Origin of the sequence: Streptomyces sp. KL109B (assembly GCF_030766935.1) — a bacterium.
Lineage (GTDB): Bacteria > Actinomycetota > Actinomycetes > Streptomycetales > Streptomycetaceae > Streptomyces.
Map to the genome: position 1 here is coordinate 52288 of NZ_JASERL010000007.1, position 25288 is coordinate 77575.

Sequence of the window (25288 nt, forward strand, 5' to 3'; positions counted from 1 at the left end):
TCTTGCCGCCGCTGCTACACACCGGACATCGACCCCGGCGCCGAGCCCGACCCAATCCCCGACGTAGAGGACGGGGCCGACGTCGTGTCCGCCCCGTGCATCGCGTTCGTCGTATCCGCCTCGGCGTCCTGATACGACCCGTGCGCCTTCTTCGTCTTCGCGCCGAACTCGTCCATCACCAATTCCAGGTGGTTGACGACGGACTCCAGGTAGTCCTTCATGTCGGAGTGCGCGGCAGCCAGTTGCTCCGCCTCTTCGAACTTGCCGCCCCCGGTGTCCCCGTTCGCCGTGCAGCCCTCCGACACGCTCGCACCCAATGCACCTGGCGGCAGGTACGTCTTGTGCTTCGTGTCGACGTTCGTCTTGCCGAGGTCACCGATGATCCCGTTCAGCTTCTTGATGACGTTGTCAAGCGCACTCAGATCGACCTTGTACCCGTCACCGGCCATGCTGTCGGCCCTCCCCGTTCATCCTGCTAGTCCCGTTCTTCCCCTTGGGGGCGATAAGTCCGGTCCCCTGTCACAAGCCTGCCTATAGCTTATCGAACGGCACCCACACCCCGCTCGGTGCTGCCCGTCACAACTCCGCGACAAGGGCAGCGAATACGCTGCCGCATCGGACATAAGCCGCGCAATCACCTCGCCCACGTGTCCCGTTGCCAGGCCACATCCCACACCACGGATCGCCTGTCCCTCCGACCCCCGAATCACGACCTCAATTGACGAACACGGCGCAGCAGGAAGAGCGCACGCCCCTCCGCGACGTGCCGTCCCGCTGAGGCGTGAGTCACGCGGGCGTATCAGCGGTTGGGTGCCCGAGGGGGCCGCGGCTAGGGTTCGCGAACGCAACCAAGAGGCGATTCCGCTTCAGACGTGCGCCCAGAACGGAGGGGCGATGGCAGAGGACATGTACATCGATGAGGAAGAGGTCTCAAAGCTCGGCAAGAGCTTTGAGACCTTTGCGTACGACCTGGAGTCGTATGCAAAGAAGTTCGCCGAAGCGACGGGAGCCGAGCGGATTCATGACGGTTTCGGCGTGCTGACCGAGTCGGAGGACGTCACTTCTGCCTATATCGAGCTCTCCGAGCACATGGCCGAGTCCCTCGGTCAGCTGCACCGCACACTGGACGCGGTCGGCGGCGGCATTCGTGACAACGCGAGGAACACACGGTCCGCCGACGATGAGATGACGGACATGTTCCGGGACGGTGGGCACGCGTGAGCGACGGGGAGGGCGTGGCCGAGCAGGTCCACGAGCTGGGCGTCGAGATCATGAACCCCGGTGGCGATCCCGACGCCCTACGCGCGGCGGCGCAGGGCTGGCGCACGATGTCGGGCCACCTCGAAGAGGCGTTTTCCGCCCTGGACAAGCAGGTCGAGAAGACCTTGAACGCCCATTGGCGCGGCGATTCGGCCGATGCCTTCAAGGCGTACTGGGACGACCTGAAGGTCGCTGTCGACGACACTCTGCCCACTTTCGAAAAGGCGGCCGCTGGATTGGAGGACGCGGCGAAGTCAATTGAGGAGATCAACGACGAGATCAAGGAGATCTACCTCGAGATCGGCGTATCGATCGCGGCCGGCGCCGCACTGTCCTTCGTGACTCTCGGCTTCGGTACTGCCGCGTCCGCGGCCAATGCCACGCGTCTGGCAGCGGAGGCCGCGAATGCGGCGACCAAGCTGGGCAGGATTCTCAGCGCCGTGGCCAAGGCGTTCCGAGCCATTCGGATGTGGGCGCGGAGCGCGAAGTGGAAGGCGCTCGTGGTCGAGCTGGGTACGCAGTACGCGGGAGGCTACGCCTCGGGAGTCGCGACCAGCGTGGCGACGGGCAACGGAGGCGAGTGGGGCAAGAACGCGGTCAACGCCGGCTACGGAGCCTTGGGCGGCGCGGCCGCCGGGGCCGCACTGGGCGGGCGGCTCGGTGGTGGCCTGGCGGAGGGCGTCGCCTCGGGCGCGGCGGGTGGCGCGGCCGGCAATGTCGCCGGGTCGGCAACCGAGGACTTGGCCGAGGGTGGCGGCGTCGATGGCACCGGCCTGGCTCTCGACGCCGTACTAGGAGGTGTGGGAGGCGCTGCCGGCGGGGCCGCCACCCACCACCTCCTGGGCAGCGGAAACGTGGACAAGCCGACCGAGCTGGCGACCGACGTAGGAGCCAACTTCGCGGCCGGAACCGGGGCCGGCATAGAAGGCGACGAAGTGACCAGCGCCCGCGATGATGCCGTCGAGGAAGACAAGGTCGACGCCAAGAAGGTCCGGGTCCGGGACGAACCGGACACCAGTAAGTTCGGAGCGTTCGGATGAAGCAGCGAGTGATCAGGAGCGGTCGCCTCATCGCGGTCGGTGGGCCGGTGTTCCTCGGCACCCTCACGGGGAGCTGGTTGTGCCTGGGTGCGGGGACCGGCCGAGTGATCCTCACGTGGGGCGCGTTCGCATGCCTCACCGCACTGCTGGGCGTCTGGGCCTTCACCACGGTGGGCCGGCCGGTGGTGTCCCGGGATCGTGCCTACGCCGACGCACTGGCGCAGACGAGAGCGTCGGCCGGGGATACTCCGACGCACGAAAAGGCGGCGCCTCCCGGGGAGTTGGCGGGCTCCGGTTGGGCCGCTGCGCGGCTGGCGGCCGTCGGGATCGCCGTCGTCTCCGGCGTTGTCCTGTTCATTGGCCTGCTCGCGGGCTCGCCCACGCGTGATGCCCGAGCGGAGAGCATCGCCGATCACGACCATGTGATCGCCAAGTTGCGCATCACCTCGGTCGATCACGTCGAGCACAAGGGCAGCGCCCGGAACGCGGACGTATTCGCCGACTACACCGTCGAGGTTCCGGAGGCGGGCGACAGCGGCGCGGACACTCTCGTGGTGCGGGCGCAGACCTACCGGAACGCCTGGGAGCCCGGTGACAGGCTCTACGTCGCCTACGTACCCGGGCAGTTGGACATCGGCGGCATCGCGGAGACGCGTAAGAAGCCGGTCGAGACACGGCTGGCAGGGTGGACCCTGCCCTTCTCGAACGTCCTGGTCCTTGCCGTGGGCTGGCTGGTCGGCGCAGGCGTGTCGGTTGCCATCGGCGTCTCCTCCGGAGACCCGCGGCGTACGCGCAAGGTGACCTCCGAGTGGGTCGCCGTGCGCGCACGGGTGACCGGTTGTTCGGAGTACGTTGAGAAGCGGGCCGGAGAGGAAGCTGAGGGGCGACGCAAGGGGAAGCAGAGCCAGCCCAACCGTTACAAGTGCCTCGGCCTCGCCACAGCACACGACGGGCAGGCCCCGTTGAAGGTGCCGGCCTCCCCTGAGCGTGCAGCGGCTCTGCTGAACGGGGCTCACGGGTGGCTTCTCTGGCTGCCGACTGCCCACACGAAACGCCGCGTTCCCGCCGCCTTCGTGTCCGACGAGGGCTGGCACCTGCCCGGTCGGGTGCCGCAGGCCGAGGCCGAGCGGATCGCGACGGCAGTGCATCGCACCCACGAGCCGCAGTCCGACTCCCAACACGCCTATCCTGTACTGGAGTTCGGTGCACTCTGGCTGCGCACGGTTCCGCGTGCTGTACTTGCGGGCCTCCTGGTCTCCCTGGCCGCAGTCGCAGCACTCCTCCTCCCGTGGGACGGCGGCTGGCTGAGGACGTGCACGGCGGTGGTCGGAGCGCTGGCACCGCTCGTCGGATTCCTTGTGCACGTCGCGGTCAAGGGGCCGGATGCGTCCGAGCGGCCCGAAGACCCCGAACGTCCGGGCAGGGAGGATGCGCAGGGCGTCAGCGAAGTCCCAGCCTCGCCAGGGGACCGCTGACAGCCCCTGCCGCACCAGACCCGAGAAGCAACACGACCACCGCCGCGTACACACAACCGCCTTGCACTCATGGAGTCGACGATGAACCAGCCAGGATCCGGCTTTGACCGGCAGGCGGCCCCCACGATCGGGTCCGACGGGGAGCAGCAACTCGCCAGAGCGAAAAGGCACGCCTTGCGTGTACTGCCCGGCGTCACGCTGGTCTTCGCCGCGTGTTGTGTCGCGGTGAGCTGTGTATCGCTCTACCGGGGTGAGTTCGACGCGCTCGTGACGCTGTCGGCGATTCCTGCCGTCGTTGCTGGCGTTCTCGCCGTGCGCGGTCGGAAGGCGCGCTCTATTCCCTTGTGCGTGGCAGGGCTTGTGGTGCTGATTGGTTGGGGAGCGGTCGCGTCCGCGCTGAACGGCTGACGCACGCCACTTCCGCAATGAGGCGAGACCGCCGCCGACCGGCTCCGGGAATCTCGCCGTCACCTCCTCCCGTACGCCGCCGCCTCCGCCCGCGGCAACGTCACCCACATCCACGTACCGCCTCCGGGCTCCCGCACCGGCCCGTACCCCCAGTCACCACCACAGACTCGCGCCACCCGTGCGAGGAGTCGAAGCGCCGCGCGGCGGCGGGTGTCGCAGGCGGTGGCGAGGCGGGGGTTGGTGTGGGGCTGGTGGCCGTCGTAGACGGTGACGCGGAGGGCGTGGTCGCGGTAGCGCAGGGATACGTAGATGTCGGCGGTTGGGGTGAACTGGCAGGCCGTGGCGGTGAGTTCGCCGACCGACTGGATGGCCGGGTCGAGGATGTCAGCCAGGTGGTGTGCGGAGAGGAAGGCGCGGGTCGCCGTGCGGACGAGGGACGGGGACGTGAGTGCGGCGGGGAGGGTGAGGCTGTAGGTCAGGTTTTCCGGGCGTGGTGGGCGAGCGTCGGGGTGGGGTGGTGGGCAGGCGACGGGGCCGTCGGGGTCGATGGTGCGGCGGACGTCGCGGATTCGGGCATGGCGAACTCCCTTGCGTATGGGGGTGTTGAAGGGGGAATGCCGTGGCAGTCGGTGGCTCGTCTCCCTGGCGCGGGTCCGCCCCTCCCAGGGCAGGAGGTTGCGGGCAGGCTCGCGCGATGCACTGCCAACTGCCGTGTGTAGCGTATGCGTTACTGACTGTAGCGCATGATGGAGTACGCGTACTACTCACACGGGAGGACTCCGGGGTGCGTCATCGGCAGGGCAGACTGTTTCCCGTCGTCGTACTGGAGGGCGCATGCCGCCGAGGAGCACACCGACCGCACGTCAGCGGCGTCTCGGAACAGAGCTGCGCAAGATGCGTACGGCCGCCGGTATCACCACCGAGTCCGCGGCCGGGCTGCTGGGGGTTCCGCGCACCAACGTGCCCAATATGGAGTCTGGACGGTCCGGCATCAGTCCGGAGCGAGTGCGCACCCTTGCCGACCACTACGACTGCGCGAACCCGCAACTCGTCGATGCGTTGGCCGAGATGGCCGCCGAGCGGGTCAAGGGGTGGTGGGAGGTCTATCGCGGGCGGCTTCCCGTGTCCTTCCTCGATATCGCGGAACTTGAGTGGCGTGCGCGGCGCCTGCGGATCGCCGTGACGGTGCACTTGCCCGGCCTACTGCAGACCGAGGAGCACGCACGGGCCGTCTTCGAGCAGGTCATCCCGCGGCTACCGGCGGCCGACGTGGACACGCGGGTCGCCCACCGGATGGAGAGGTGCCGGATCCTCGACCGAGCGGACCCGCCGCGGCTCGACCTGGTGATCCATGAGGCGGCCTTGCGGATGGAGTTCGGTGGGGCACACGTGGCCCGTCGCCAGTTGGAGCACGTACTGAAGGCGGCGGAGCGCCCACAAGTCGGCGTCCGTGTCGTCCCGTTCAAGGCCGGAGGGTTTCCCGGCGCCGGGCAATCGGTCGTGTACGCCGAGGGGCCGGTGGCGGAGCTGGACACGGTCGAACTCGACAGTACGCATGGGCCGGAATTCGTCGACTCGGCCGCACAGTTGGAGAAGTACCGGGCGCAACTCGACGCGACGGAGAGCGCCGCGTTGCAGCCTGCCCCGTCGCTCGACCTCATCCGCTCTCTGGTGTCAGGCCTCTAGGAGAAGGAGACGACCGCATGTCGGCGATCACCTGGGAAGACCCGTTCTGCGGCGAAGGCGCCAATTGCTTCCGACTCGGCACCGACTCCGACGGCAACGCCTACATCACCATCGCCGGGGACGAAAACACTTACATCTCCGACAGCCGCGAGGCGCTGCGGGCGCTGATCGCGGACATCAAGGCGGGGAAGGCGGACCATCTTCTCTGAGCCGTCGCTGTGTAAGTAACCTGCCACAGTGTCAAACCCGCCCCGCACCACGTCCGCTACATCCGGTATGTCCGCCATGTCCGCCGCGCTCAAGACGCCGAAGAATCCCAAGACGCGCAAGGGCGGGACCGGTAAGGCCCTGGGCGCCGTCGTCGTCGGGTACGCCCTCGCGCTTCTCCTCACGGAGGACAGCGTCTTCTGGCTGGGGCTCCTTGGCGTCTTCGTGATGGTGGGCGGGTACATCGCGCTATCGCTGGCGACGTACCCAAAGGCCTCGGGACACGGTGCCTCCGATGTGCACCAGCCGGAGATGGCGATCGCGGTCCGGGCCCATTACACGGCAATTGTGGGGTGGTTCGCTGCCCAAGCGGCTGTTGTCGTGGCCGGCCTTGTGGGGACCGCCGTCGTGGAGACCACGTATCTGTTCCCGCTCATGCCGCTCGCGATTTTCGCGGCGATGATGGGCTTGGGAGGGGCGGGGAGCGGGTTGTACTGGACATGGAGGTGCGCACGCGTTGTACGCGCCTTCCAGTTGCCTGCCGCCCGGACCTTTCGGCCGCTCAATCTCCAAACCAACGGGAAGCGTTCCCTCCGCCTGGGCGACGCGGGAGCCGACGAGTCGCCCATCATGGCCGGCATGGATCCGCTCCACCACGACCGTTGGCCCGCGGGCCGCGAGGACTGGGTCTGGTTCGCGGGCGACGATGCCTTCGGCGGATTGGTGATGCTGCCGCACTCCGGAGTGCTGATCTTCGTCCAGCCCAAGGACTGGGGCGAGGCCGGGAGCGCACGCAGGGCCGCGGGCCCGGAGCGGACCCAACTGGCCGACTGTGCCGGCTTGTTGAAGCCCGCCAGGCTGTGACGACCTGTTCCCCGACTTTGGTCGCCTTGCCGAGGGATATTGTTGCGTCATGCCAGGTAGCCCCTTCAGATCGAGCCCACAGGACCAGGAGAGTCGGCCGCTCCTCTTGCGTACGGCCGGGCTTGTGATGTCGATCGCGTGGAGCGCGGTCGCGTCGGCGTTGAACGGCTGAGCGTCTCCCATGACTACTCATCGACCCCGACCGATCGAGGTACCTGTGGCCTGTGCGATAGACGACGGGAACGGCTCGGCGCCGGATGCCGGTGCGCTGCTGCGCTGGAACTACGCGCGACTGTGGCGGCGGCTGGGGCTCCGGGTCCTGTTGGGGCTGTCGCTGTGCGCGCTTCCCGTCGTGCTCGTACGTGTCGGTGTACCGGATTCCGTGCTGCTGGCGGCGCCCACCGCAGCGGGTGTACTAGTGCTCGTACTGACCGCCTTCCGCATGCCCCAGGCCTTCGTTTGGATGCGCGCATGCCGAAGGATCCTGCGCGTGTATCCCCTTGAGGCGCGCAGCGGAGTTGTGTGCAAGGAGCGAACGAGCGGCAAATGGGGAACCCTCTTCGAACTACGGGTTCCCTACGCTCAAGCAGGGCGGTCACGCCGGATGAAGGCGGTGGACTGCGCAGAGGGAAATTCCTGGCCCGAGGGGAACGACGGGAGCGTTTTCGTCGCGGGTGATCTGGATTTCGGCGGCGTACTCCTCGTGCCTCAGGGCCGTGTTCTGATGCTGCTCCAGCCGATGAAGCCGGAGCTGATCCCACAGGAGGCGGCCACTGCTTCGAGTACGCGCCGGGCCCTGGCCGAACAGGCCCGCTTCCGTACCCGCGCCTTGAAATAGCGAGCCCACACTCGATCGCGACGAAGCCGCGCGTTCGCCGCGCGGCCGAGGGAACGGCATCCCGAGACGCACAGCGGTGCCTCAAGCTCTCGCGGCAACTCGGGGATGCGTAGATGCTGCGGCACAAGGCCAGCCCACTGCTCTCATGCCCCGCAGCCACATCCCATCCGGCGTCGCACTGCGAGCTGGAGAATGCTCCGTAGGGGAGTTGTCGACGTCGCGCCTACCATTCATGAGCGGATCGCGCCCCGGGGGCTCACTCATCCCATTCGTGCAGCACCGCCTGCGCGTACGCCACCCGCAGGTCCAAGTGGGACGTGCGGGCCTTGTACTTGTCGGTCATCCCGAAGAACTTGAGGGGCGCCGGGCCCAGGCCGCCCCGGGGGCGCCAAGCCGTGCGTGAGGGCAGATGCCAGTCGGGGCGGCCGTACCCGCCGACGAGGCTCGCCACGTTGTAGATCAGTAGCAGCGGCGAGAGGAGGACGTACAGGATCCATGCGCTGATGGTTCCGCTGCGGCCGACGAGGCTTGTGCCGTCCGGCAGTTCCACCTCGTACCGGCGGCGTCCGCCGCTGCCTCGGGCAGGCAGCCGCAGCACACCCAGCTCGATTCCGTCGGGACCTGTCACGGCCAGGGCGGTTCCGGCTCCCGTATGCGCCCCGGCCGTGCGCGCGGCGACGGAACATATGGGGCGCTGGCCCGCCACGTCTTCGTAGAGGGTGAAACTCGGTCCGGGCTGCCCCTCCGGAGTGTTCTTGTCGGGGAACGTACCGGCGATATGGACCGCTCCCCCGCCCCGTACCTTGATGAGGCGCTGATAGTGCGCCGCTGCGGCGTCCTGCGCGGTCGGGGTCGGGGTCGGGTAGTGCACGCTGAATACGGTTCTCATGCTGCCTGGTCCAAGTGGAGGTTGAGGGTGGGGAGTTCGAGGACTGCGGGGGCTTCGGGTCGTAGGTGGCCCAGTCGGTGGTGTCGATCAGAAACCACGCGCCGGTGGCTCCTGGAGACAGCACCAAGCCGCCTCCGGCCCAGCATCTGTCGATGACGATGGAGCATCGCGGCGACCTCCCAGGCGCGCGGGACTGTTGAAACGCGTCAGGATGTGATCTAGCCCCGCGGCGTCGATGATGACGGCGGTGTGCGTACCGGCATCCGGTCAAGATGGCTCAGCCTGACCGGGAACGCCTCCGCCATACGCCGCCAGCCGGGGCCCATGAACTGGACCGAGCACCACGAACCGTCGACGAAGCCGATTTCGTGGCGGCCGCCCGCCACGTCGCTGCGGTCACGGATCCAGCTCACGTTGCCGAGCTCTGTCGACCAGCCCCCTTCGACCAGCCCATTCCTGCTGCCCGTGAGGGAGCCGGCACGCGATACGTAGACGAGTTGCAGGTGATGGCTGGTGACCTGCATGACGACGTCCGCGCCGTTTCTGGTCCGGGGCATGATGGCCACTGCCAGCAAGCCCGCCATGGAGTCCCAGTCACCACAGAATGGCTTTCCGGGCTTCTTTTCCCCGCGCCAGAAGACCGCCTCGAAGAACGCTTCGAATGGATTCCAGGTGATGGAGAGCAAGCGCGCTGTCGCGTGCACCGGAAGCATGCACCAACTCCAGGCGGTCCGAGACTCCGGCCGCAGACCACGTGGGCGGCGGAGATACCCCGGCTTGGGCGCCCTGGCAGCCACGGCGACCCGGTGTGCTCCTCGCAACGCCTCGTCAACCGGCGCAACTGCCCGCGCCCGCACGACCGACACCTCATTGCGGTCCGAGCCAGTCACCCGAAAGCGGTCCTCTCTGTCTGGCGGGCGCGCATTCCCCACCTAGGGCCTTGACGCACCAGCCGGGAGGATACCCGGGACCTGGGTGGTGAATTCGTGGTTCGGGATGTTCAGGGTCGCCCAGGACCCGTCGGTGAAGCCGAACTCGAAGAGTGTTTCCTTCTTCTGACGGCGGATCCACGCCAGTTGAGAACGCGGACAGCGCCAGCCGGCCTCGGCGCCTTCTGCGAGGTCGAAGGAGTCACTCGAGGCGCAAGGAGCGTAGAAGACTTGCAACGCGTCGGGGGTCAGAACAAGAAAGGAGCGCACGTACCACCAACGGGAGTTGGGCTGAATCGCAGTTTCCAGTTGTCCGGCCGGGCTGTCCCAGCCTCCCCAGAAACCACGCTTTCGGCGCTTGTACTTCTCACGCTTGCCCGGATCGTCGCAGATGTGCTTCGGCCCGTTGGTCGAGGCGTTCTCATCTCCCCAGAACAACGTCGACGCCACTACTTTGGCTTTGTGCCCCGTACCGACGGTGTTGTCGGCATCCACGAATGCCTTTGGGCGTCGGTCCGCCGGAGCGACGGGCTCCCTTTCCCTCCACCAGTCCAGGCGGTTGATGGTGAAGGGCCCGGTGACGGGAGTCCCCGGCGGAAGAAGGGCGACGACCCGCGGGCGCATTTCCTCAGCGCACGCGGCAGAGGCGATTCTCTTGGCTTCTTCGATGTTCATGGGGTGTGCGTAGCTCCTGTGCTGTCCAAGCGGCAGGTCCGGGGCCCTTCGGCGTGACTAGCCGAAGGGCGTGGGCGTCGAGGCGATGGCTTCGCTGTGGCACTTGGTGCTCACGGCCACAGAGCACGTGCTTTCCTGGAATACGACGTGTATGCGGATGCCGAGCGCGGCGAGCCCCGGCTCCGGCGCAGTGGCTCGCTCCGCGGTCAGCGTCACCGCGTCCCCGGTTTCCTCTTGCGAGAACGCCCAGCCTTGGCCGCTCAGGTAGGTAGCGACCCTGCTCAAGGCGTCGCGCGCGGACGTCTCCTCAAGCCCTTGGACACTCCAGCGGTGACGGGCCGTGCACAAGGACCGCAGGCCGCGAGTGGAGCAGTCGTCGCAGGTGACCGTCGCAAGCTCAGTGCCGCCGTCCTCGAAGGTGCCGGAGCCGACTATCGCGTCAAGGAGCCGACTCGACTGCCGGCGCAGCTGCTCCTGGGTTTCGGGATCGGGCAGCACCGCTTCGTACGCCGGCTGCGGGGGATGCGTCTCCTGGGCGATCTCGGCATCCGTGGCCCAGTCGATGGTTCGCAGGACCTCGGCGAACAACTCGGAATGCACGTCCCAGCCTCCCGGAGTGAAGAGGCTGAGCTCGAAGAGGAGCAGCTCGGCGGTGCCCGGCAGCGGAACGTAGGTCTGGATGATGTTGCGCGGGAGGTTCACCGTGGTGCCGTCGTCGGCGTCCCGCACGGGCAGGGGGGCCATGGCTACGCGGGTGACAGCGGCGCCGCAGGGCAGCGTCACCGGAAAGACATCGTCCTTCGGGAAGGCTTCCTCCACCGTCCGGCGCAGCTGTTCATCGGTGTCGTCCTCTGCCAAGTCGTGCTCGAACTGCGTGACGAGGATGGTGGAGGCCGTGATCGCGCCCTCGATCTCCAAGAAGCAGAGTCCGGCGTACAGCGCACCGTCGTTCTTCAGCTCGACGACCTGCGCCCCGAGAAGTTGGGCGAACGTGAGCCGCGCGTCCTGTCCGCTGTCGGGCAGCACGTCACAGGCCAACTCGTAGAGGTCTTCCGCCGCTTCCTCATCGGACGCGGCGTCCAACGGAAGCTCGTGCATGAACGGCGGCATGATCCAGCCGATCCGCAGCTCGGTCGGCGGCGCAGTGTACGAGGCGGGCACGGTCACGCGGGCACTCCTTCAACCACAGGTCAGGCCGCCAACGTCTGGCGGTACTTACTGCTGTCCGGTGCGGCAGGGGCCTGGGCCGGTGCGTTGTTGTCGCCGGTGAGTTCATGCCAGGCTCCGTTGGCGGCGGAGACACCATTGATGACCATCTGGGTGGGGGCAGGCGGCAGTTCCTTGCCCGCGATCTTTGCCATCGCCCCCGCGGCGCACACCGCCGACCCTGCTCCCAGGATCCCCGAGGCCACCTGTCCCGCGACCGGGACGGCGTTCACGGCGAGGGCGGCCACCGCGAGGCCGGCGGAGATGGTGGACAGCAGGTCCGCGTGGTCGACGAGCCAGTCCTTGAAGCCGCCCCAGGCCTCCTTGAGGCCGTCGGCGATGCGGCTCCAGACGGACAGGTCCGGCGGGTGGTTCTCGGAGGCCTTCAGGATGGCGCGTTCGGCGTCGCCCGCGCGGTCCTTCCAGGTGGCGTGGATGTCCTCCGCCTCGCGGATGAGCTGGTTGAGCTTGTCCGTCGCGTCCTGCGAGGCGTCGGATGCGGCACTCATCATCTGATTGACGCGCTCGGCTTCAGCGGCCTCCATGACGCGCCCCGCGTACCTGTTGTTCAGGTCCAGGAGCCGGTCGCGCTTCGCGTCCGCGTCCCGGCGGGCGGGGACCGCCTCGGCCTCCACGCTCTGCGCCCGCCTCTGCATGCCGGTCAGGTGGTCGTGGTAGGTCCGCAGGCCGTTCGCGCAGGCCTTCATGGACTCGCCGCCCTGTCGCAGGTACTTGGGAAGGTCGGCGAGCTTGGCCCGGAACTTCTCCGCCGCGTCCCCCTGCCACCAGCCGCCGTCCTTGCCGACCGAGGTCAGCAGCTCTTCCAGCTCGTCGAGTTCACGCCCGACCGAGGCGACGTGCTTGGCAAGGAGGTCGACGGCTTCCGCGTCGCCCTTGGCCGGGTTGAACCCCACGCCCGGCCAGCCGCTGTCGTCCTCTATGAAGATGCTCCGCCAGGACATTCCGTGCCGCCTCTCCCCTGTTGCCCTACTTGGTGCCGAAACCGGTGGCGACGGTGTCCTCGGTCTTGCCGTAGCCGTCGATCGTGGCCTTGAGCCTCTCGGCGATGTCGGAGGAGGCACGTTCGATGCGGGTGATTCCGTCCTTCCACTCGCTCTGGAAGGTGTCGCACGCGTCGTCGAGCCCGTCGGTGCCGAGCGTCTTGGGCCCGACCTCCTCAAGGCGCTTGCGCGCGGCCTGCATGCGCTCGGCGGCTTCGCTCAGGCTGTTCCAGGCGCGCTTCGCCCGGTCTTCGTCGAATTGGTAACCAGCGGACATGTGGATTGCCTCCCCCTGGCTGCTGCTGGCAGATGGGGCCTGTGGCCCGTGCTCGCTCGACCGAGCGAGCGAACGGCGCCCGACTCTACCCGAGGTGCCTGTGGAGCCGACTGGGCAGTGCCGAGCGTCCCCGTGGGCGTCGGTACGGGGTCATCGGAGCAGGGCGGACGGCATGGGCGGGGTTCGCGCTGCGTCGGGTCTGCCGCTGAAGCGGATCCAGCGGTTCTTCGCGACGGGCCGTTCGTGCCTGGTCCTGGTTCTGGTCCTGGTCCTGGTTCTGATCGGCTCGTTTGCGTGGCATCGCGTGAGGACGGGCCGGAAGGGAGCCGTCAGTCCGTGCTGCCCGGTCGCGCGTCGCGATAGCCGAGTCGTTGCGGGAAGGTCTTGCCCAGGGCGTGCCAGCCGTCGCTCGTGAACAGGACCGTGGTCCAGGAGCCGTCCGTGAAGCCGAGTTCGTGGGTGTTGTGGCGGATGTCGTTGCGGCCACGGACCCATGCGAGATTCTGGCGCGGCAACTGCCAGGCCACCTCACTGCGCGGCCCGATCTCCCCGCGGGACAGCCGCCCTTCGAGCCGCACCACGACGAACCGATCAGGTGTCGCGCAGAAGACATGTGTCGGGTCCTGCAGTTTCCGAGGCGACAGAGCGCGCGTCAACTGCCCCGCACAGCTGTCCCAGTCCCCTGCCATGGCTTCGCGGTTCCTGCCGCGCTGCACCAGGGAGTTGACCGGGTTGTACCGCTCGGCCAGGTCCTGAAGGTCGCTGCTTCGCTCCAAGAGGTGGTCGGTCATGGGCTGCCCGTCCTGGAAGGGCCGCGGGCGTTTCCGGAGCGGGGGTTCCGCGACCTGTCCGTCGCGCTCAAGAAGATGCATGGAGGAGAGCGGCAACTCAAGCCCCGGGATCGCTGCCGCGGCGGCCGCTTTGGCCCGGGCAACAGCATCCTTGCGATCGACGGGAAGGATCCGCCGCTTGACCTCGCCCCAGATCCGGTCCATCCCCGAACTCATCCGAACACGTCCCTTGCCGCCTTGCCCTTGAAATCGTTCTGGCCTTCTGTTCGCTCTGCTCGCTCTGTCCGCTCCTCGAAAGTGCGCGATTCCGGCCTGTTCTGGTACTCCACACGTTCCTCGACGTATCCAGGAGCGCCTTCGACGGCCGCTCCCGTGACCGCCCCCGAGGGATCGACTCCGAGAGCTCCCTTGAGCACAGTTTTGGCTCCGCGGACCGCCGCGTACTGAGCGAGGTCCGATGTGTTGGGTGCGTTCCCGTGCAGCAGATCTCTGACGACGCGCCCCCTCGCCTTCTTCCAATGCTTGATGGTGTCCTTGTCGACGCTCCGCAGGTACCGGCGCAGCTTGGAGGCCTTGGCCAGGAGCCTGGTCGATTTGACCAGGTCGTCGAGCTTGGTTGCCAGCCTTCCCGCGATACGCGTCGCCTTCGCGGCTCTCGTCGCGACGCCGGCGGCTGCGACCACCGGGCCAATGGCGGCAGCGGCTCCTGCAGTGAGCAGCGAGAGAATCGCCGTGGTGGCCAGGGAGGCGAGGACCAGTTCAACGATCTCCACCAGGAGGTCCTGCATCGCCTCCTCGGCGATCTTGCACGCCTCCGCGGCCTGTTCGAGGAGTTCGGCGACCGTGACGGCGTCTTCGGCCTCACCCTTCAGCGCGTCTTCGTAGTCGCGCATCGACTTACTGAAGCCCTCGCCCGCCTCACCGGCCCAGGATCGCTCGACGATGCTGCGCTCGGCCTCGAGGTCGGAGACCACGTCCTGGATGTCCCGCGCGGCAGAACGCCAACGCTGGGCCGTCGCCAGGAGGGTGTCACTTTCGCCGGTGACCCAGTCGAACCAGTCGTCCGCCCCTATCTGCTGGAGTACCCCCTTGATGACCTCGTCCATGGTGGCGGCGAGGGGATTGCTCCAGTCCAAGGTGTAGCTGACGCGATCGAGGGCGCCCGAAGCGGCCTGTCCTACGCCCATTACAGACCCCGCCCCGGACCGCCGCCCACTGTCTGGGAGTTGGCCTGTTCAGTGGAGTCGTAATTCTCGGCTGATTCGCGCACGGCCTCAGCGACCGATTCGAGCGCGTCACCCGCGCTTCCGAGGTCCTCCTCGGCCTGCTGCTTCTTGCCCATGTAATCGGCACGCAGCTCGTTCGACTCGGGAAGCTGTCCGAACACTCCGTCCGACAACTCAAGGTCGGACAGGCCGTTGCGGATCACTTGTAGCCGGTCGGCCGCCTGCTCCGCGGCATTGGCATAGCGACGCAGTGCATCGCCGTCGATATCGAACCCTGCGCCAGGCACAGCGACTCCCCCATGTTGATCAACCGCGAAAGGTGATGCGGCTGAGACTAGGCGGAGCGGAGAGCTAAGTAAAGCGTAGGCAAAATTCTACGATCCCCCTCGCCCTCAGCCGAACGGATTCGGGCTCGGCAGCCGTAGCGTCGCCCCTTCCGGTAGGTCGAAGACCTGTTGCGCGATCGGGCCGCGGATGCGCATCGCCGTCACCGCGTCCTCGACCTTCAAGTTGTCGAAGTCGTAGCCGCCGCCCGTGACGAAGAACTGGCGGGGGATGAGGCGTTCGGCGGGGTCCAGGGCGCCGTTGGCCTTTTGGTAGGCGTGGGCGAAGCTGGCCGTGCCGTTGACGTCGGGGTCTTCGAGGAGCCAGGCTGCCCAGTCGCCCAGGCTGGTGCCGAGTTCGGTGAGTTCGGCGGATTCCGGGTTGAGGGTGACCACCTTCGCGCCGTCGACGATTCCGAATTGCGTGCCGAAGAGGTCCTGGCCGAAGCAGAAGATGTCGTCGGCGAGATCGTCGTACGTGTCTTTCCAGGTGTCCTCGGCGTTCCAGGAAAGGAGGTCGGGGCCGAGGCCCTCGTCGCCGGCGCGGAATACCTGAACTCCGGCGTTGAAGAGGAAGAAGCCGTTCATCGCGGAGAGGATCGTGCCGAGTTCCGCGAGGGGTCCTGTTTCCCAGCCGAAGTCGAGTTCGATGGCCGGGCCCATGGGGCCGCGGGCGCGGCTGAGGAGTTGTTCCAGTGCGCCGGTGCCGCCGTCGGGCTCCGTGCCTTCGGGCGTACCCTCCGGCGTACCTTCGGGCGTACCTTCGGGCGTTGCGCCGTCGGACATTCCGAATCACTTCGCTTCCGGGCCGATGGGCCGTGTCAGATAGTGCTCGCGCACCCGATCGGTGGTGACCAGGCGGAGGGTGGGCTGGAGTACGGGGGCCGTCGGGATCGCGTCCCACTTCTTGTACGGGTGCCAGCGATCGTGTGCGGCGAGCAGCATGGCTTCGCCGCGCTCGATGTCTCCTTCCACCGCGTACCATCCTGCCATCCACGCGCACACGGCGTATTGGGGTGGGGTGTGCCCGCCCTCAGCGGCGAGTTCGTGTGCGCGCGGGAAGTCGTTGGCGTTCCGCATCGACTGCCATACGACCCGCTTCTCGTCGTCGGTGAGCGTGTCGAAATCGCGCTCCACGAGCGGCGAGCGGTGCTTGGCGCCCGACGCCGGCAGCGGCACGCCCCAGGGCCTGTACCCGGTCAGCAGCTCCGCCAACGGGCGCTGCGTCACCTGCTGGGAGAGCCAGGACAGCCGTTCCTGCAGGACGCGTCCGGCCGGTACGGTCTCCGCCACCGCGGCGAGGCGCTCCGCGAGGTCCGCCGCGGAGCGGTCGGGGGCGGCCAGCAGCGCCTGGTCGAACGGCATGTCCTGGTCGCACAGCTCGCCGCCGCTCGGGGCGTCCGCCCGAATCACCGACTCGGCCAGGTCCGCGGCCTCGCCGGGGCGGTCCGACCACAGCAGGATCTGGATCGACGCGGCAGCCGATTCCCAGACGGGGCCCCGCGCGCCACCGGACCGACGGGCGATCTCGAGCAGTTGCGGCAGTACCTCCTGGAAATGCCCCTCGCGGGCGCGTGAGATCAGCTTCTCGGCAGAGTTCATGAGGTCATTGTCTCCTTTCGCCTCATTGGCGAGGGGTTCGCGGTTTCCAGTGCGTCGCGCGCCTACCGCACCGTTATCTTGACTCTGGTGCCGTCCGGCAGGCCGCGTACCGCACTTCCCATCGCCGAACCGGAGCCCTGATTGTCCTTTGCCGCGATGTATTGGACACTCGCGCCCGCGCCGCCCTCCTTGTACATGGCCGGAGGATATTCGTCGCGGTCCCGTGGGGCGTCGGACGGTATCCCGCGCAGCGAATCGGCTCGATTGTCGTCCGCTCCGCCCCTGTCGATGGTCAGTACGCTGGGCTTCGGCGTTCCCGTATCGCTGTCGTCTCCGCGCCAGATGGTTCCGTTCTGGGCGTCCTCGATGTGGTCGGCGGATTCGGGGTACTTGTTCCTGTCGAGGACCAGTTCCGCATCGTATTCGGAGCTGCCGCCGGTGCGTTGGTTGAAGTCCGCTCGCGCGGCGGCCTGCTCCCGCATGCGGCGGCGCGAGCCCTTGCCGGTCTCGCCGCCGTTCTTGGCCACCTTGTTCGCGAGGCTGATGAGTTCGTGGGCGTGCTGGCCGTCGGCGTCCTGGATGTTCTTGACGACCTTCTTGGTGCCGTCCCCGACCTGGCTGTACATGTCGCCGACGGCCTTCGCGGCGTCCTTGCTGAGTTTGCGGCCCATGCGCTGTGCGGCGTCTTCGAGGGCCTTGGCTATCGGGTGACTCATCCGAAGGTCACTCCCGCCGCCGCGGTGCTGAACTTGGCTGCGTGCGCGGCGACGGCGTCCGAATGCTTCTTGAAGTCGTCGGCGTGCTTGAGGAGTTCGTCCGGGTGGATGGAGAATCCGCTGCCACCGCCCGCGTCGGCGGGTCCCGCGATCGCCTCGCTCGCCGCCTCGACGCCCTTGAGGACGAGGCCCTTCATCGCGCGGCTCACGATGTCCTCCAGCGGTTCGACGGCCTGGGTCGCGAGGTGCGCCACGACCTCCTCCAGCGCCCGTTCGAGGAGTTCGTTCACCACCTTCTTGGTGACCTGGATCAGCGCCGCCTCCGCTGCGGCCGCCGCTCCCAGGGTGACCACTGCCGTCGCCGCAGCGACCGCCAACTGCGCTGCTACGAAGATGAGTTGGGCGATGACCGCGATCTTCGCGGCGACGATGATGACCGCCGCGGCCTCCAGGGCGATCGCCGCCATCTCGCAACCCTGGATCAGTTCACTCATGTGGCCGGTCGCCAGCCGGCTCCAGGTCTCGGCGAGCCGGTCGTACGACGAACCCTCGTAACAGGCCGCCATGGCCTGGATGGTGGCGGACGCCTCCTCCTGCGAGGAACCGATGTCGCTCGCGAAGGTCCGGACATGCCCGGCGAATTCGTGGACCGCGTCCTCGTTCACGTCGGGCCAGGTGAAGCCCAACAGGTCCATGACCCAGACGAGTTCGTCCGGTAACTCGATTGCCATGAGGTCCCCCGTCCCCCTGCGTTCTCCTGGCACAACTGCCGTCTCCGTGACAGTTGTTCGAAGGGTAGTCGACCGGAGGTGGCGATTCCCCACGGCATGTTGGGCGTGTTCGTGAGGGGTGTGTGCGTACGGGGGTAAGTGCGGGGTGCGTGAGCGGTTTCAGTACCAGTCCGGGCTCGGGCGGACGAAGCGCAGGTTCTGCTCGCCCTGGTCCTTCTCGGTCGCGGGGAGGCGGCCTTCGAGGCTGACGTTCCGGTACTCGTTGTTGTGCTGGGTGTACTTGATCTCGCCGTCCGGCATCACGGCGGTGACGATCGCCGCGTGGTGCGTATTGCCCTTCTCCGCGGTGTCGGCCGCGCCCGCCTGCTCGTAATAGATGATGTCGCCGGGTTTCGCCTCGGCGCGCGGGACTTCGCCGGCGCCGTGCTTGAGCATGAAGTTCTGCTGGTTCTCGGCGGCGGCCCAGCTGTCGGAGTAGGAGACGCGCTTGTCGATCGCGTCGATCCCGGTGCGCGGGCCCGCCATCCAGGTGTCGTCGTCCGCCGGCCCCCAAAGGCTGGTCTTCTCCTTCATGCCCGCGTGCAGCAGGGCGTTGGAGACGAAGTTGGCGCAGTTGTTGCCGAAGTCGGTGGGGTCCGGCGTGTTCCAGTTCGCGAGGGCGTACTCGACCATCTTCACGCGGTCGAACTTGCCGTCGGTGCCGCGCAGTTCGTCGCGTACATCGGCGGGGATGCCGTCGAGGTTCGCGACGGCGACCGGCTGGGCCAGCATCATGTCCGTGCGCTGCCGCTCGGTCAGGCCGTTCCACCAGCGGCGGACCGTGGCCTTGTCCTCGCCGACCGGGATGTCGGCGGCGAGCATCCGCATCTGGGTGTGCGAGGCGTGCTCCTGGAGGTCGCCGAGGGCCTTGTCAGGGTCGGTGACATCGGTCTGGGCGGCGAACTTCGCGAATTCGGATGCCGCCAACTTGTCGGCGGTGGTGACCTGTTGGACGGCTTGGCTGATGAGGTCCTGAACTTCCTGGGCCTCCGCTCCGTCCGGCGCCGTGATCGTGCCGTCGGCGGCGATCTCCAGGCCGCGGCGCGCCGCGAGGTCCTGCGCGGCGTGCAGGGTGCTCTGCGCGGTCTCGATGGTGGTCGTCATGCCGTCGGCGACCATGTTTACCGCGAGCAGGATGTCGTACGCCGACTCCAACTGGTCGGCCAGCTTGGCGAATTCGGCTGCCGCCGCCGCGCCGACCTCGTCCGTCCAGTTGTCGGCGAGCGGCTTGGCGCCGTACTCGCGCAGGTCCTTCGCCGCGTCCAGGGCGTGCTTGGCGAGGGCGTGCCATTCGTCGGCGGCGGTGGCCCAGGTGTTGGGGTGGGCGCCGGCCACATCCTCGTACGAGACCATGGTCAGGCCCTCCCGTGGTCGCCGCCGAGGGCGTTCAGGCCGGCGTGCAGGCGGGACTCGGCCTCCGCGTCCGCGCGGTCGTAACTGTCGGCCGAATCCCGCAACTTCTCGCTCAACTCGCCCATCCGCTTGGCGAGCGACACCATGTGTTCCTCCCAGGCGCGGGCGCAGGCCTGAAGTTCGGCGGGGCTGTGCCAGCCGGGGCCGGGGTGCGATGCGCGCACCTCGTCGCTGGTGTCGAGCGAGTGGCTCAGGCGTTTCGCCGTCTGGCGGGCCAGGGACTCGGTGTCGTCGGCCGTGGCGCGTACGCGGGCGGCGTTGATGTCGATGGTGTGTGCCATGTCTGCCATGGGTGTTGGACAGCTCCCCCGATGTGTCCCGAAGTCGATACGGCGACCGTGGCGATCGCGGCGATCATCGTACGGCCCCCGGGGAGGGGGAAGGGGGCTCCTGGGGATCGGCGGGAACGGTCGCGCCGCCCTGACCAGTACGTACGACGGTGGCGTCGGGTGCGGGAGCGTCGCGGGCGTGCGCGTGAGGTGTCGACTTGGGCAGGGAGTGTAGGGAACCTGTCGCCTCGGCCACCAGGGCGATCCGTGGCGTTTAGGCTCCGCGACATGACTCATGGCTCAGGCTCGGGATTCGAAGGAGAGTTGAAGACGCGGGAGGCGCCGCAGCAGGCGCTGACGGCGCGGTTCCGGGGCCAAGGGCGGGAGAGAGTCGTATTGGACCGGCGGCGTGCGGCCCGGCAGGCGCGGCGGGTGTGCGCGGGGATCTGCGGGTTGATCGCCCTCGTCGCGGTCGTCGTCACGGGCATCCGGCTCGGCCAGGGAAGCGGGGCCGGGGCGTGGACGGTGCTGTATCTCGCGGGTGGCGTCGTCAGCGGGTGCGGGGTGGTGTTGGCGCGGTTCGGGCGGACGCGGTGGGCGTTGGCGGCGATGTGTGTGGGGGCGGGGGTTGCGACGTTGGGGGATGGGCCGATGTTCGGGTGAGGTGGGGTGAGATGACGTGGAGTGGAGTGGAGCGGAGTGGCTGCGGGTGGGGAGGGCGACGGTCTGCCGCCCTCCCCACCCGCACCCCTCAGGCTCCTACCTGCCCCACCTGCGCGGCGAACGGCTCGGCGTGCGTCGGCACCGTCGCGACCAGCGCGATCCACGACCCGTCGGCGAACGCCAACTCGAAGCGCCCCCGCTGGACGACACCCTTCGGGTTCGCCCGGATTCCGGCGACGGCTGACCGCGACGCCTCCCATTGGGGTTCGTACGCCCGCTTGAGCTGCCACACCTTCGCGCGATCCGCCATCACGAGCACGCGGCGGTCGGTGACCGCGACGGCCAGCTGAGTAGCGGGGATGTACGCGGAGGAATAGTGCGCGACCAGGAACTTTCCAGCCTGGCTCTCCCAGCCGCCGTGCAATCCCTTGCCGTGCGCGGCCCGCGCCAGCCCGTCGTCGACGGCCTGCCCAGCGCTGTCCGACACCCGCTCGACGCCGTCCGTGAACCGCTCAACGCGGGAGTCGGGATTCGGAGTACGCGGCTGCAGAAAGCGCTGCACCGAGCCGGGAAGCCGGGACTTGATACGGCGCTCAAGATCGGACCCCCGTGGCTCCGGGCGCAACCACAACGGCCGCTCCGGCACCCCCGGCGCCACATCGCACTCGCAGACCGCAATCAGTTGCTCGCCGGGCTGCAGGTGCGGTTCGACCTGGCTGCGGCATTCCTTGTTCATCGGGTATGTACCTCAGTCGGAGCGGCTGGTCAGCCGAACGGATTGTCCCGGAAGCGCGGCTCCACGGTCTGGTGATCCGCGTCGGACGGATTGGCGATGCCCGTGTCCTCGCGGGCGGCCGTGCTGGGGTTGCGGTTGCCGGCCAGCCGGTCGTCGGCCTCGTCGGCGGCGATGCCGGCGGCGCCCGTCGCGCCGTCCTGAGCGGTCTGCCCCACCGGGTCGCCGGTGAGGCCGACGGCCCCGAGCACGGCCTTACCGGTGGTCTTGACGACCTTCTTGGCGGCGAACGCCTCCAGTTGGCCGGGCTCCTTGATGCTCTTCCAGGTCCACGGCTTCGCCGGTTTGAACCGGCTCGTCTTGGCGAGTGCCTTGAGCGCCTTCATCGCATCCGCGATCTTCTGAAGCACTCTGGCCAACCGGGCCACCAGGGTCGCGATCCGGGTGGCGGCGAGCGAGCCCTCCGCAGCGGCCGCGGCGGCCCCGGCGGCGGCCGAGACTCCCGCCGTGAGGGCGGCGAAGGCGGCCGAGGCCGCCAGCGTGACGATCGCCCACTCGATCAGCTCGCGGATGACGTCCTCGACCATGTCCTGGATGACGCGACACTCGTCGGCCGCCTCCTTGAGGAGCTCGGCCGTGCCCTCCATGTCGGCGGCCTCGGCCTCGAACTCCGCTTCCAGGTCGATGAGTTCATTCATGAACGCGTCGGCGGCCTCGCCGGTCCACTCATGGGACAGGTCGCTGCGATCACGCCGCTGATCGGCGATGAGATCGCGCATCTCCTCGGCCTGCTTCTTCCAGAGGTCGGACGCTGCCTGCAGCCCCTCGGGATCGCCGGTGACGAATTCGAGCTGCTCGGCGAGCGGTTCGACGAACGGGCGCATCAGCTCGTCGAGAACCCCGCTCATGGGGCTCATCCAGTCGTTGACCTTGCTGTACGCATCGACCGCCGCGCCTGCGGGCCCGCTCATATCGTCCCCCGGCTCTGCGCCGCGATCGTGCGGATCTGGTCGCCCGTGTGCTCTTCGGTCTCCTGGTACGAGCGGGCGGTCTTCTCGATGAACTCGCCGATCTGCTCCTGCTGTTCAGCGGCGTGGTCCAGATTCTCCAGGGTGGCGTCCACACGCTCCTGGTAGTCCTGGGAAGTCTGCTCGGCCTCCGGAAGCTTCCCGAAGGCATCGGGACTCGGCGAGTGATCGCCCAGCGCCGTACGTATCTTCCTGAGCTTTTCGGCCCGGTCCTGCGCGGTCTTCGAGAACCTGGTCAGCGCGTCTTGCGTGACGGCGTACTCGTTGGCCATACCTCGCCCCCGTTGAGATTTTGCGTCGCAATGGCCACAAAAGCCTAGTGGGTCATCCGGTGTGCCGATAGGGCGGGCTCGCACCAAGCGGAACCGGATTCGCCGCACCCGGATTCGCCGGGTTGCGGTCAGCCCCCGAAGCCCGTACGCGCCGCGAACGGCTCCGCATGCGTCAGCACCGACGCGGTCAGCGCGATCCACGACCCGTCGGCGAACACCAATTCAAAACGCCCCCGCTGGACGATGCCCTTCGGGTTCGCGCGAATTCCGGCGACGGCGGCCCGCGGCATCTCCCATTGGGGCTCGTAGACCCGATTGAGCTGCCACAGCTTCGCGCGATCCCCGAGGACCAGCACACGACGGTCGGTGAACGCCAGTGCCAGCTGGACCACGATCTTGGGTGTCGTGTAGTACGCCGCCAAGAACTTCCCGGCCTGGCTGTCCCAGCCACCGTGCAGTGCCTTGCCGTGCATGGCACGGTAGAGGCCGTTGTCGATCGCCCTCTCGACGCGCTCCATGCGGTCGTCGACAGCGTCCACGACGCGCCCGGTCCGGGAGGGCGGCTTCGGCGGACTCGGCTCCAGGAATCGCTGCACCGGCCCCGGGAGCCTGGCCTTGATGCGCCGCTCGAGATCGGACTCCTGCCGGGGCCGGACCAACCACAGCGGGTGGCCCGGCATCCCTGGCGCCAACCCGCACTCGCAGACGGCGATCAGCTGCTCGCCGGCCTGGAGGTGCGGTTCGACCTGGGCGCGGCATTCCTTGTTCACTGCGTACGTCCCCCGATCCCACACTGGTCGGCATACCCTACGCGGTGGCGTGCAGCCACTGACGTCACCGAGGTCACTCAGCCGAAAGGGTTCTCCCCCGCGGTGGGCCAGGTGCCGATCGGTGCGCTGCCGTAACGCGGAGCGGAGTCGCCGCCCGGCCTGCGCAGCACGGCGGGCAGCTCGCCGGCCACCGCGTGTGCGGTGGCCGAGCCCGTTCCCGTACCGGGGTTCTCGAAGTCCTTGCTGGTGCGTTGGTCGTTCCACTCGTGTCCCTGGGCGGACGAGCGGAGGTTCGCGGCTCCGGCCTTCATGCGTGCGTGGAGGCCGTCCAGGGCCGGCTTCCAGCTGCTGGATACGTCGCTCAGGGCGGCCCCGAACGACCACCCGGCGAGCGAACTCCCCGCCGTGGCCGCCTCCTTGACCGCCTTGCCGGCCGGGCCCGCCAGATCCTCGGCCAGCGCGTCTGCGACCGCGGCGGAGGCGCGGAGCTCGGCGGGGTCTACGTGCGTTTCCTTGGACATGCTCGGCTTCCCGTATCCCTTGTGTTCCTCGTGTCAGAACTGCTGTTGTTTGGCGCCGGGCGGGAGCAGGCAAGGGGTGCGTACGGAGAAGGAGAACCGCTGCGGCTTCGTCTTTCCTGACCCAACCGTCTCGGCCATGACGCGGTAGTGGTTCTTCTCGTTCTCGGCCCACATGAGAGCCGATTCGTATGCGTTCTTGAATTCGCGGTAGTCCGTGACCTTGTAGCCGTGCTTCCGGAGTGAGTCCCTCAGGACTCGCACCATGTCTGTGTGCTGTGTCGTGGGAGCCGACGAGTAGATGTAGTAGAAGAGGCTGTACCGGCCGTCGTCCGCGATCTCGCCATTTGCTCCGATACATTCCTCGAAGTTTGTCCTTGCGGTGCTAGGAACGATTTCCGCACCCGAGACTCCGGCCATGTAGACGGTGAAGTCCTTGGCCCACTTCAGGGCCGCGTCCCGCTCCACGCGCGGCAGCGGGGCGTTCCGGTCGTCGTTCTGGGACATGCACGCTCCAGTCATGAGCAACACGGCACACAGGGCTGAAGCCCTGAGCCAATGGCGGGTACTAACCGATGAATGTGCCTGGGGCCGGATCCTCATTGACTTCCTTCGGTACTTCGCGCGGAGGACTTGCGGCAATGATCGATCCCTGATTGTCGAGAGACTGACTGCCGTCGTCCCAATAGCCACTGTGGCCGCTGGTATCGACTTCGAAGTTGTTACCGCCGAACGGCGCGTTCAAGGGGTCGTCTCCAAGCGTGAGCCCGGCGAAGTTGTTGATGATCGGGTCGTCCTTGGCTCCGCCGGCCCAGACATGTTCCGGGTCCATCTGGAGGTCGGATGCCTCGTGCACGGTCATGCCGGGGCTGCCGACCACCACAACGTCGTCCGCCCCCAGGCCATGGCCTCCGGCCGCGGCGGCACCGACCACAGTGGAGCCATAGCTGTGTCCCATGACGGTGGTGTGGCTGGGTGCCCCGTCGTGGGAGGCGTGCGTGCCTGCGACGAACCGCCGCAGGTCGGGCGCGGCTTCCTCAGCCCGCCCTGTTCCCCCGACGCTGCCGAAGTCGCTCGAAGACGCCTCGGGCGCGTCGTAACCGATCCAGCTGACCATGGCCACGCTCTCGCCGTCGGACCGGTTCAAGGCCGCCTCCTGCAACTTGCCGATCCGCGCAAGCTGCCCCGGCACCCCCTCCACACTCGTATTCGTCCCCGGCACCAAAATCCCCGTGTGCGCGGCCGTGTCCGGGTTGCCCATCGCGATGACGACCCGCCCGTCGTCCTTGGAGTCGTAGTCGATGAGGTACAGCTCTTTGCCCTTGGGCGCGCTGTCCGCGGCGTCGAGCCGGGAATTCAGCAACTCGGCGTTCTTCAGGCGCTGGTTGACGGTCTCGACGCTTTCCCCGGGGAATTCCTCGGCGTAATTGCCTTCGCGG

At 67.9% G+C, this 25288-nt stretch carries 32 protein-coding genes; 9 read left to right on the forward strand and 23 right to left on the reverse strand.

The annotated features are described in order from the left end of the window. Positions 1-14: 14 nt before the first annotated feature. Positions 15-449: a hypothetical protein gene (locus RBJ65_RS23850; RefSeq protein WP_306323336.1), complete on the reverse strand. Its 435-nt coding sequence runs from the start codon at positions 447-449 to the stop codon at positions 15-17. 445 nt (positions 450-894) lie between these two features. On the opposite strand from RBJ65_RS23850, the gene RBJ65_RS23855 reads away from it, so the two are divergent. The 8 genes from RBJ65_RS23855 (at position 895) to RBJ65_RS23890 (ending at position 7778) form a co-directional block, all read left to right on the forward strand. Beyond that, positions 895-1221, forward strand: coding sequence for a hypothetical protein (locus tag RBJ65_RS23855; protein WP_306323337.1), 327 nt, complete (start codon positions 895-897; stop codon positions 1219-1221). Next, positions 1218-2300, forward strand: coding sequence for a WXG100 family type VII secretion target (locus RBJ65_RS23860; protein WP_306323338.1), 1083 nt, complete (start codon positions 1218-1220; stop codon positions 2298-2300). The genes RBJ65_RS23855 and RBJ65_RS23860 overlap by 4 nt, the downstream gene beginning before the upstream one ends. Continuing rightward, entirely contained in the window at positions 2297-3775 is a 1479-nt protein-coding gene (locus RBJ65_RS23865; protein ID WP_306323339.1) for a hypothetical protein, read from the forward strand. The genes RBJ65_RS23860 and RBJ65_RS23865 overlap by 4 nt, the downstream gene beginning before the upstream one ends. 81 nt (positions 3776-3856) lie before the next feature. After that, the gene (locus RBJ65_RS23870; RefSeq protein ID WP_306323340.1) at positions 3857-4183 is read left to right on the forward strand and encodes a hypothetical protein; all 327 of its coding nucleotides are present in this window, start codon (positions 3857-3859) and stop codon (positions 4181-4183) included. Between the two features lie 834 nt (positions 4184-5017). Next, a complete protein-coding gene (locus RBJ65_RS23875) occupies positions 5018-5869 on the forward strand; it encodes a helix-turn-helix transcriptional regulator (RefSeq protein ID WP_306323341.1) in 852 nt (283 codons plus the stop codon). A gap of 17 nt (positions 5870-5886) precedes the next feature. Beyond that, on the forward strand, positions 5887-6078 hold the full coding sequence (locus RBJ65_RS23880) for a hypothetical protein (RefSeq protein WP_306323342.1): 192 nt from the start codon (positions 5887-5889) through the stop codon (positions 6076-6078). 76 nt (positions 6079-6154) lie between these two features. Next, on the forward strand, positions 6155-6940 hold the full coding sequence (locus RBJ65_RS23885) for a hypothetical protein (RefSeq protein WP_306323343.1): 786 nt from the start codon (positions 6155-6157) through the stop codon (positions 6938-6940). Positions 6941-7157: 217 nt separating this feature from the next. Continuing rightward, positions 7158-7778 carry a hypothetical protein gene (locus tag RBJ65_RS23890; RefSeq protein WP_306323344.1) on the forward strand — a complete coding sequence of 207 codons (621 nt, stop codon included), beginning with the start codon at positions 7158-7160 and terminating at the stop codon, positions 7776-7778. Between the two features lie 256 nt (positions 7779-8034). On the opposite strand, the gene RBJ65_RS23895 is transcribed toward RBJ65_RS23890, so the two are convergent. The 15 genes from RBJ65_RS23895 to RBJ65_RS23965 all read right to left on the reverse strand — a co-directional run bounded on the left by RBJ65_RS23895 (position 8035) and on the right by RBJ65_RS23965 (position 19886). Beyond that, on the reverse strand, positions 8035-8667 hold the full coding sequence (locus RBJ65_RS23895; RefSeq protein ID WP_306323345.1) for a hypothetical protein: 633 nt from the start codon (positions 8665-8667) through the stop codon (positions 8035-8037). 218 nt (positions 8668-8885) lie between these two features. Then, the gene (locus RBJ65_RS23900) at positions 8886-9380 is read right to left on the reverse strand and encodes a hypothetical protein (RefSeq protein ID WP_306323346.1); all 495 of its coding nucleotides are present in this window, start codon (positions 9378-9380) and stop codon (positions 8886-8888) included. Positions 9381-9599: 219 nt separating this feature from the next. Next, the gene (locus RBJ65_RS23905) at positions 9600-10271 is read right to left on the reverse strand and encodes a hypothetical protein (RefSeq protein ID WP_306323347.1); all 672 of its coding nucleotides are present in this window, start codon (positions 10269-10271) and stop codon (positions 9600-9602) included. 57 nt (positions 10272-10328) lie between these two features. Continuing rightward, entirely contained in the window at positions 10329-11438 is a 1110-nt protein-coding gene (locus tag RBJ65_RS23910; protein ID WP_306323348.1) for a hypothetical protein, read from the reverse strand. A gap of 23 nt (positions 11439-11461) precedes the next feature. Continuing rightward, positions 11462-12439 (reverse strand): putative T7SS-secreted protein, encoded by a 978-nt coding sequence (locus RBJ65_RS23915; RefSeq protein ID WP_306323349.1) that lies wholly within the window; start codon positions 12437-12439, stop codon positions 11462-11464. Between the two features lie 25 nt (positions 12440-12464). Continuing rightward, complete coding sequence (locus tag RBJ65_RS23920; protein ID WP_306323350.1) at positions 12465-12755, reverse strand: hypothetical protein; 291 nt, start codon at positions 12753-12755, stop codon at positions 12465-12467. A gap of 329 nt (positions 12756-13084) precedes the next feature. Next, complete coding sequence (locus tag RBJ65_RS23925) at positions 13085-13750, reverse strand: hypothetical protein (protein WP_306323351.1); 666 nt, start codon at positions 13748-13750, stop codon at positions 13085-13087. An 8-nt stretch (positions 13751-13758) separates the two neighbouring features. Continuing rightward, a complete protein-coding gene (locus RBJ65_RS23930; RefSeq protein WP_306323352.1) occupies positions 13759-14652 on the reverse strand; it encodes a WXG100 family type VII secretion target in 894 nt (297 codons plus the stop codon). An 80-nt stretch (positions 14653-14732) separates the two neighbouring features. Beyond that, positions 14733-15059 (reverse strand): hypothetical protein, encoded by a 327-nt coding sequence (locus RBJ65_RS23935; RefSeq protein ID WP_306323353.1) that lies wholly within the window; start codon positions 15057-15059, stop codon positions 14733-14735. A 105-nt stretch (positions 15060-15164) separates the two neighbouring features. Continuing rightward, a complete protein-coding gene (locus RBJ65_RS23940) occupies positions 15165-15881 on the reverse strand; it encodes an SMI1/KNR4 family protein (RefSeq protein ID WP_306323354.1) in 717 nt (238 codons plus the stop codon). Positions 15882-15887: 6 nt separating this feature from the next. Next, positions 15888-16697, reverse strand: a complete 810-nt coding sequence (locus RBJ65_RS23945; protein ID WP_306323355.1) for a hypothetical protein — start codon at positions 16695-16697, stop codon at positions 15888-15890. A 62-nt stretch (positions 16698-16759) separates the two neighbouring features. Then, entirely contained in the window at positions 16760-17413 is a 654-nt protein-coding gene (locus RBJ65_RS23950) for a NucA/NucB deoxyribonuclease domain-containing protein (protein WP_306323356.1), read from the reverse strand. Beyond that, a complete protein-coding gene (locus tag RBJ65_RS23955) occupies positions 17410-18144 on the reverse strand; it encodes a hypothetical protein (RefSeq protein WP_306323357.1) in 735 nt (244 codons plus the stop codon). The genes RBJ65_RS23950 and RBJ65_RS23955 overlap by 4 nt, the downstream gene beginning before the upstream one ends. A 159-nt stretch (positions 18145-18303) precedes the next feature. After that, the gene (locus tag RBJ65_RS23960; protein WP_306323358.1) at positions 18304-19536 is read right to left on the reverse strand and encodes an amidase domain-containing protein; all 1233 of its coding nucleotides are present in this window, start codon (positions 19534-19536) and stop codon (positions 18304-18306) included. Between the two features lie 2 nt (positions 19537-19538). Beyond that, positions 19539-19886 (reverse strand): type VII secretion target, encoded by a 348-nt coding sequence (locus RBJ65_RS23965; RefSeq protein ID WP_306323359.1) that lies wholly within the window; start codon positions 19884-19886, stop codon positions 19539-19541. 267 nt (positions 19887-20153) lie between these two features. On the opposite strand from RBJ65_RS23965, the gene RBJ65_RS23970 reads away from it, so the two are divergent. Beyond that, positions 20154-20528 (forward strand): hypothetical protein, encoded by a 375-nt coding sequence (locus RBJ65_RS23970; RefSeq protein WP_306323360.1) that lies wholly within the window; start codon positions 20154-20156, stop codon positions 20526-20528. Positions 20529-20616: 88 nt separating this feature from the next. On the opposite strand, the gene RBJ65_RS23975 is transcribed toward RBJ65_RS23970, so the two are convergent. The 7 genes from RBJ65_RS23975 to RBJ65_RS24005 all read right to left on the reverse strand — a co-directional run bounded on the left by RBJ65_RS23975 (position 20617) and on the right by RBJ65_RS24005 (position 25212). Continuing rightward, positions 20617-21264 carry a hypothetical protein gene (locus RBJ65_RS23975; protein ID WP_306323361.1) on the reverse strand — a complete coding sequence of 216 codons (648 nt, stop codon included), beginning with the start codon at positions 21262-21264 and terminating at the stop codon, positions 20617-20619. 29 nt (positions 21265-21293) lie between these two features. Continuing rightward, the gene (locus tag RBJ65_RS23980) at positions 21294-22232 is read right to left on the reverse strand and encodes a WXG100 family type VII secretion target (RefSeq protein WP_306323362.1); all 939 of its coding nucleotides are present in this window, start codon (positions 22230-22232) and stop codon (positions 21294-21296) included. Continuing rightward, positions 22229-22561: a hypothetical protein gene (locus RBJ65_RS23985; protein ID WP_306323363.1), complete on the reverse strand. Its 333-nt coding sequence runs from the start codon at positions 22559-22561 to the stop codon at positions 22229-22231. Before RBJ65_RS23985 ends, RBJ65_RS23980 begins: the two co-directional genes overlap by 4 nt. Before the next feature lie 128 nt (positions 22562-22689). Beyond that, on the reverse strand, positions 22690-23331 hold the full coding sequence (locus RBJ65_RS23990) for a hypothetical protein (protein ID WP_306323364.1): 642 nt from the start codon (positions 23329-23331) through the stop codon (positions 22690-22692). Positions 23332-23408: 77 nt separating this feature from the next. Continuing rightward, positions 23409-23852, reverse strand: a complete 444-nt coding sequence (locus tag RBJ65_RS23995; protein ID WP_306323365.1) for a type VII secretion target — start codon at positions 23850-23852, stop codon at positions 23409-23411. 33 nt (positions 23853-23885) lie between these two features. Further along, the gene (locus RBJ65_RS24000; protein WP_306323366.1) at positions 23886-24356 is read right to left on the reverse strand and encodes a hypothetical protein; all 471 of its coding nucleotides are present in this window, start codon (positions 24354-24356) and stop codon (positions 23886-23888) included. 61 nt (positions 24357-24417) lie between these two features. Continuing rightward, positions 24418-25212 (reverse strand): alpha/beta hydrolase, encoded by a 795-nt coding sequence (locus RBJ65_RS24005; RefSeq protein ID WP_306323367.1) that lies wholly within the window; start codon positions 25210-25212, stop codon positions 24418-24420. Between the last annotated feature and the right edge of the window lie 76 nt (positions 25213-25288).